At 67.6% G+C, this 6382-nt stretch carries 6 protein-coding genes; 2 read left to right on the forward strand and 4 right to left on the reverse strand.

The window, feature by feature from the left end:
• The first annotated feature begins 224 nt into the window (after positions 1-224).
• The gene (locus AB4Y86_RS09250) at positions 225-959 is read left to right on the forward strand and encodes a response regulator (protein WP_441401949.1); all 735 of its coding nucleotides are present in this window, start codon (positions 225-227) and stop codon (positions 957-959) included.
• A 6-nt stretch (positions 960-965) separates the two neighbouring features.
• Here AB4Y86_RS09250 and AB4Y86_RS09255 read toward each other — a convergent pair whose 3' ends face one another.
• Positions 966-2660 carry a GAF domain-containing sensor histidine kinase gene (locus AB4Y86_RS09255; protein ID WP_441401950.1) on the reverse strand — a complete coding sequence of 565 codons (1695 nt, stop codon included), beginning with the start codon at positions 2658-2660 and terminating at the stop codon, positions 966-968.
• Positions 2661-2820: 160 nt separating this feature from the next.
• Between AB4Y86_RS09255 and AB4Y86_RS09260 the strand changes: the two genes are divergently transcribed.
• Complete coding sequence (locus AB4Y86_RS09260) at positions 2821-3306, forward strand: pyridoxamine 5'-phosphate oxidase family protein (RefSeq protein WP_441401951.1); 486 nt, start codon at positions 2821-2823, stop codon at positions 3304-3306.
• A gap of 84 nt (positions 3307-3390) precedes the next feature.
• Here the strand turns inward: AB4Y86_RS09260 and AB4Y86_RS09265 are convergent, their stop codons facing one another.
• The 3 genes from AB4Y86_RS09265 to AB4Y86_RS09275 form a co-directional block, all read right to left on the reverse strand.
• The gene (locus tag AB4Y86_RS09265; protein WP_441401952.1) at positions 3391-4242 is read right to left on the reverse strand and encodes a transglutaminase family protein; all 852 of its coding nucleotides are present in this window, start codon (positions 4240-4242) and stop codon (positions 3391-3393) included.
• On the reverse strand, positions 4239-5165 hold the full coding sequence (locus tag AB4Y86_RS09270) for an alpha-E domain-containing protein (RefSeq protein WP_441401953.1): 927 nt from the start codon (positions 5163-5165) through the stop codon (positions 4239-4241). The genes AB4Y86_RS09265 and AB4Y86_RS09270 overlap by 4 nt, the downstream gene beginning before the upstream one ends.
• The coding region (locus AB4Y86_RS09275) for a circularly permuted type 2 ATP-grasp protein (RefSeq protein WP_441401954.1) at positions 5158-6382 on the reverse strand (1225 nt) is incomplete at its 5' end. The genes AB4Y86_RS09270 and AB4Y86_RS09275, both read right to left, overlap by 8 nt.

Here is a 6382-nt window from a genome sequence, read left to right on the forward strand (position 1 = left end):
CTTCCGGCCGGCGGGGCGCCGTGCTAGGGCCGAAAGTCACGGCGCGGCCCGGCCGGCCCGGTTCCGTAGGCCCAATGACCCTTGCGGCGGGACCTTCCCCAGGCCAAGAATTGCTGGGCGGGACAAAGAAATCTGCCGTCCCCGTCCCCATTGGGAGCGTCTGGGCACCACAATGGTTAGCACGACTGCAATGCGTTCCAGCGACCTACAACAGCGGGAGAAACATGATTGCCTGGGCAGATGCCGGCGTTACCGCGGCCGAAGGCCACCCGGCGGTTGTCCGAGTGTTCATCCTCGACGACCATGAGCTCGTCCGCCGCGGGCTGCAGGAACTCCTCGAGGGCGAGGGCTTCCTGGTGGTGGGCAGCTCGGGCTCAGCGGTGGAGGCGACGCGGCGGATTCCGGCACTGCATCCGGATGTCTGCGTCCTGGATGCCCGACTGCCCGATGGCACCGGTATTGAGGTCTGCCGGGACGTGCGTTCCGTGGATCCGTCCCTGAACTGCATCATCCTCACCAGCTTCGACGACGACCAGGCCCTGCGCGGCGCTGTCCTCGCCGGCGCCTCCRGCTACATCCTGAAGGAGATCGGCGGCACTGACTTGATCGGTGCCCTGCGGCGGGCCGCGGCAGGCGAATCCCTTTTCGAGGACGGTRTCGCCGCGAGTGTCGTTGAGAGCATGGTGGAAACCCAAGAGGTCGATCCGCGGACCGCGGCCCTGACCCCGCAGGAGCGCAGGGTGCTGGAGCTGGTCGGCGGCGGCCTGACCAACCGGCAGATCGCCGCCGAGATGTTCCTGGCCGAAAAGACGGTAAAGAACTACGTCTCGTCGCTGCTCGCCAAGCTGGGCTTCGAACGGCGCACCCAGGCAGCGGTCTTCATTGCCAGCCCGGCCGGCCAAGGGGCCCCGACCGCCGGCGCGGCGTCGGACGGCGGACGGCAGCACAGCCCGCGCTGACGCCCGCTAGAGCGGGACGGACCATTCCACACTGGTTCCGGCATCCTGCTCGGACGTGATGGTGCACTCGCCGTCGAGCATCCGGGCCCGGTCCTCCAGATTGGCGAGACCGTTGCGTTCCTGGGTGGCGTTGAAGCCGGAGCCGTTGTCCGTGATGACCACCGTGACCCGGCCCTTGATGACGGCCACGGAGACCGAGATGGCGTCGGCACCGGAATGCCGGATCGCGTTGCTCAGTCCTTCGGAAACCACGGCCACGACGTTGTCCGCCTTGTCCGGCGTGACGGCGTCTATCGGGCCGGTCAGCGTAAGCCGGGGGGTGAACGGAATGGACTTGGCCGAACTCCGCGCCACCCGGCGGATCCTGCCGCTGAGCAGTTCGGTTTCGCCGCTGCCGCTCCTGAGCGAGTAGATCGTGTCCCGCAGGCTGCGGATCGCCTCGTCCAACTCGCCCGTGATGTTGCTGATCCGTTCTGTCGCCAGCTCATCCTTGGTGTACCGGGTCAGGCTCTGGACGCTCAGCCCTGCCGCGAAGAGCCTCTGGATGACAAGGTCGTGCAGGTCCCGGGCGATCCGGTCCCGGTCCGTGAACACGAGCAGTTCCTCGCGGAGCCGGTGAACGCGGGCCAGCTCCAGGGCGAGGGCCACATGCGAGCCGAAGACGGCGCCCATCTCGATGTCGGTACGGGCGTAGCGCAGCGCATCCGGGTGGCGGGCGAGCAGCAACAGGCCATGGTGGGCGCCCTGCGTACTCAAAGCAACGACCAAGAGCTGGCCCATGGCGCTGCAGTGCCCCTCCAGCACCGCCGCGGAATCGTTGAGCACAACCGGCTCCCCGCCGACGAGCACGTCCTGCAGTTCGGGCGAGTCAAGGGCGAGCGAGATGCCAGCGAAGTCCTTGCCGCGCTCCCCCGCCGCRCCCGCCACGAGGTAGCCGGGCCCGGCTACCGCAGGTGCCACGATCAGGGCAAGCCGGGACTCGGACTCCTGGAGTGCCCTGGCGGCGATGGGGTCCAGGCCGCCGGCGGTGTAGTCCCGGTCGCTGCCGAGCATCAGGCCTGACACATCCATGCAGGCTTCGAGCCAGCGGGCGCGCCGTCGGGAGTCGTCGTACAGTTTGGCGTTTTCGATCGCGACGCCGGCAGCGGCGGCCAGTGCGACCGCGAGGCTCTCGTCCGCGTCGCTGAAGTCCCCGCCGTCGTCCTTCTCCGTCAGGTAAAGATTGCCAAAGACGGTGTCTCGGACCCGGATCGGCACGCCGAGGAAGGACTGCATGGGCGGGTGGTGCTCGGGAAATCCGTAGGCTTCCGGATGTTTGCGCAGGTCGTGCAGGCGCAGCGGCCGCGGGTCCCTGATCAGCAGGCCGAGCACGCCGTGGCCGACGGGGTGCGGGCCGATCCGGTCGGCGAGTTCGCCCTCGATTCCGATGCTGATGAAATGGCTCAGGGCATGGTCGTCGCCGATCACACCGAGGGCTCCGTAGCGGGCATGCAGCAGGCGGCAGGCGGACTGGACGACACGTTCGAGCACGGCATCCAGGCTCAGGTCTTCGGCGATGGCCACGACGGCTTCGAGCAGGCCGGCCATGCGTTCCTGGGACTGCAGCAATTCACCGGCGCGGGACACAAAGTCTTTGAGCAGGTCTTCGATCCGGGGGCTGCCTGACGTGGCAAGGTCCGGACTGTTACCAGCTGAGTTCATGTTCAATGTCCCCAATGTCGACGACGTACATCCGCGCCGATGACGTGCTGCCAGAATACCCCCATCGGTGCCGATAGCACCTGAATTCCCGCGGCATTATTACGTCGCCGGGACGTTATGCCCTAGCCCCGGCGGCGTCGCCTGACGTAGGCTCGGCGCCATGAGCACCGATCCGAAATCCGCCGCCAACCAGCCGCATGACGTTGAGAACCTGGACAACCACGAGTGCTGGAGGCTCCTGCGCAGCGTCACCGTCGGCCGCATGGCCGTGTGGGTGGACGACCACCCGGACATTTTCCCGATCAACTACAAGGTGGACCACGGAACCCTCGTGTTCCGCACGGCGGAGGGCACGAAGCTGCAGGCCGCCACGGGCGACACCCCGGTGGCCGTCGAGGCGGACGGCGTCGATTCGGACACCGGCATTGCCTGGAGTGTGGTCATCAAGGGCCAGGCCGCGGCGGTGAAAAACCAGGAAGAGGTCCTGGACACGGTGGGGCTGTTGCTGTTCCCGTGGCAGGCCGGCAAGAAGGAACACTTCGTCCGGATCACGCCGGACTCCGTGACCGGCCGCCGGTTCAAGATCGTTCCGCCGCTGACCTGGTGGACGCCGCTGGACGACGCCACCCGTTCCGGTCTCGAATAAGCCACAGGAACCGCCCTCCCGGTGCCTGTTCTGCGCGCTAGGAACAGCCACCCCCTGACACGGCCTCGGGGGCCGGCGGACTGATCAGGCCAGCCGGGTGATTTCCACGGTCACTGACAGCGCCGATCCGCCGCCGCCGGACAGGATCCCCTTCAGCGGCGGCACGTCACGATAGTCCCGGCCGCGCGCCACGGTGACATGGAAGTCGCCGGCAGGCTTGTGGTTCGTCGGGTCCCAGCTGCGCCATTCGCCGTCCCACCATTCCAGCCAGGCGTGGGACTGTCCGGCGACCGTCTCGCCAAGGTCTGCCGTCGAGCGCGGGTGCAGGTAGCCGGACACGTACCGGGCCGGGATTCCGCAACTGCGCAGGGCCCCGATGGCGAGGTGGGCGAGGTCCTGGCAGACGCCCTGGCGCTGGTTCCAAGCTTCCTCGGCGTTGGTGGTCACGGCGGTGGAGCCCTTCATGTAGCTCATCTCCCCGCGCATCCATTCGAAGACGGCCAGCGCCGCCTCGTGCGGATTTAGCCCCTCGACGACGCCGGGCACGATCCCCAGCACCTCGGCGCCGGGGCCGGTCAGCTGCGACTGCGGGATCCAGTCGCTGAACTGGTTGAGAGTGCYCGGCGCGGACAGCACATCCCAACCGACGATGTCCGCTTCCGCTGCGATCCGCTCCACGCGGTGCACCTCCACAGTGGTGGTGGACAGGACCTCAAGGTGTTCATGCGGCATCTGCATGTCGAAGGCCGTCACGCGGGTACCCCAGTAGTCGCGGTAGCTGCTGATCGCTGCCTGCGCGGGAGAGACTTTCATCGAGGACTCCAGCACCACCTGCTGCGGATCCGTCAGCGGCGTCATCCGGGCCTCGTTGTAGGAAAGGGTCACGCGGCCGTTGTACTTGTACGCGGTCTTGTGGGTGATACTGAGCCGGGTCATGAAACTTCTCCCACCCAGGCCAGTTCGTCCGCCTGATTGAAGTACTTACGGGAAATGGCGTCCGACGCCTGCGATACGGCCTTCTGCACGCGTTCCATGTGCTCCGGCAGTTCGGACATCAGGTCGTCGGTGCGGTGGAATTCGAGGAAGGTGCGGGCCTGCCCGACGATCCGGCGGGCGTCGTTGATGAAGCCCACGCGCTGGGCCGACGGGTCCAGCTTGGCCAGGCATTCGTCGGCGTCGCGCAGGGCATAGACGATGGACCGTGGGAAGAGCCGGTCCAGCAGCAGGAACTCCGCGGCGTGCTGGTCGCCGAACGCTGCGCGGCGGGTCCGCAGGAACGACTCGTACGCGCCGGCGCACCGGAGCATATTCACCCAGGACATCCCGGCCGAGAGTACATCCCGGGTGGAGAGCATACGCGCCGTCATATCGGCCCGCTCCAGCGACCGTCCCAGGACCAGGAACAGCCAGCTTTCGTCGTGGCTGACAGTGGTGTCCGCGAGGCCGCTGACCATGGCGGTGCGCTCCAGCACCCAGGTGCAGAAACGGTAAGTGCCCACCACGTCCTTGCGGTGCTGGTTCAGGCCGTAGTAGGTGGTGTTCAGGCTCTCCCAGAGGCCCGAGGACACGGTTTCCCTGGCCCGCCGGGCGTTCTCACGCGCGGCGCCGAGGGAACCGGCGATCGAGGTGGCGCTGTGCTTGTCGTACGCCAGGGCGTGCAGCAGCTCGTCCAGGCCGAAGTCCTCGGACTGCGGCCGGGCGCCCATGACGGCGAGGAGTTCCCGTGCGACGCTGCGCTGCTCTTCCATTGGCAGGTGGTTCAGCCGCTCGAGGTGGACGTCCAGGATCCTGGCGGTCCCGTCGGCCCGCTCCACATAGCGGCCGATCCAAAACAGTGACTCGGCAATTCGGCTAAGCATTCGCGGCTACCTCCTGCGCCTCGGAAATCTGCTGCTGTTGCTGTTCCTTCTGGCTGTCGCGCCAATTGCTCTCCACCGGCCACACGGACACCCGTTCGCGGACCGTGACGGCCGCCCGCGGGACGGCTTCGACCGGGACCTGCGGGGAGTCGGCCAGCACCCAGGTGTCCTTGGAGCCGCCGCCCTGGCTGGAGTTCACGATCAGTGAGCCTTCCTTGAGCGCCACCCGGGTGAGGCCGCCGGGCAGGACCCAGACGTCATCGCCGTCGTTCACGGCGAAGGGCCGCAGGTCCACGTGCCGCGGGCCGAACTTGTCGCCGCTGAGCGTGGGCACGGTGGAGAGCTGCAGCACCGGCTGCGCGATCCAGCCGCGCGGGTCCGCGATGATGCGCTGCCGCAGGGCCTCCAGTTCGTCCCTGGACGCGTCCGGGCCGATTACGAGGCCCTTGCCGCCGGAACCGTCCACCGGCTTGACCACCAGTTCGTCGAGCCGGTCCAGGACCTCTTCCCGGGCTTCATTTTCCTCGAGCCGGAAGGTGTCCACGTTGGCGATGACGGGTTCTTCATTAAGGTAGTAGCGGATCAAGTCGGGCACGTAGCTGTACACCAGCTTGTCATCCGCGACGCCGTTGCCCACGGCATTGGCGATCGTGACGCCGCCGGCGCGGGCGGCGTTGACCAGTCCGGGGCAGCCGAGCATGGAGTCGGAGCGGAACTGCAGCGGGTCCAGGAATTCGTCGTCGATCCGCTTGTAGATCACGTCCACGCGCTGCTCGCCGGCGGTGGTGCGCATGTACACCCGGTTGCCGCGGCAGATCAGGTCGCGGCCCTCGACAAGTTCCACGCCCATCAGGCCGGCCAGCAGCGTGTGCTCGAAGTAGGCGCTGTTGAACACGCCCGGGGTCAGGACCACCACGGTGGGATCGTCCACGCCGGACGGTGCCGTCTTGCGCAGCGCGGACAGCAGCCGGCGGGGGTACTCCTCCACCGGGCGGATCAGCTGCTGGCCGAAGGCCTCCGGCAGGCCCTTGGCCATCGCGCGGCGGTTCTCCAGGACGTAGCTCACGCCGGAGGGCACGCGTACGTTGTCCTCCAAGACACGGAACGTTCCGGCCGCGTCGCGGACGACGTCGATGCCGGAGACGTGGACCCGCACGCCGCCCGCAGGTTCAAAGCCGTGGACCTGGCGGTGGAAATGCGCGCTCGTGGTGACGAGC

Source organism: Arthrobacter sp. 2YAF22_2, assembly GCF_052114645.1.
GTDB lineage: Bacteria > Actinomycetota > Actinomycetes > Actinomycetales > Micrococcaceae > Arthrobacter.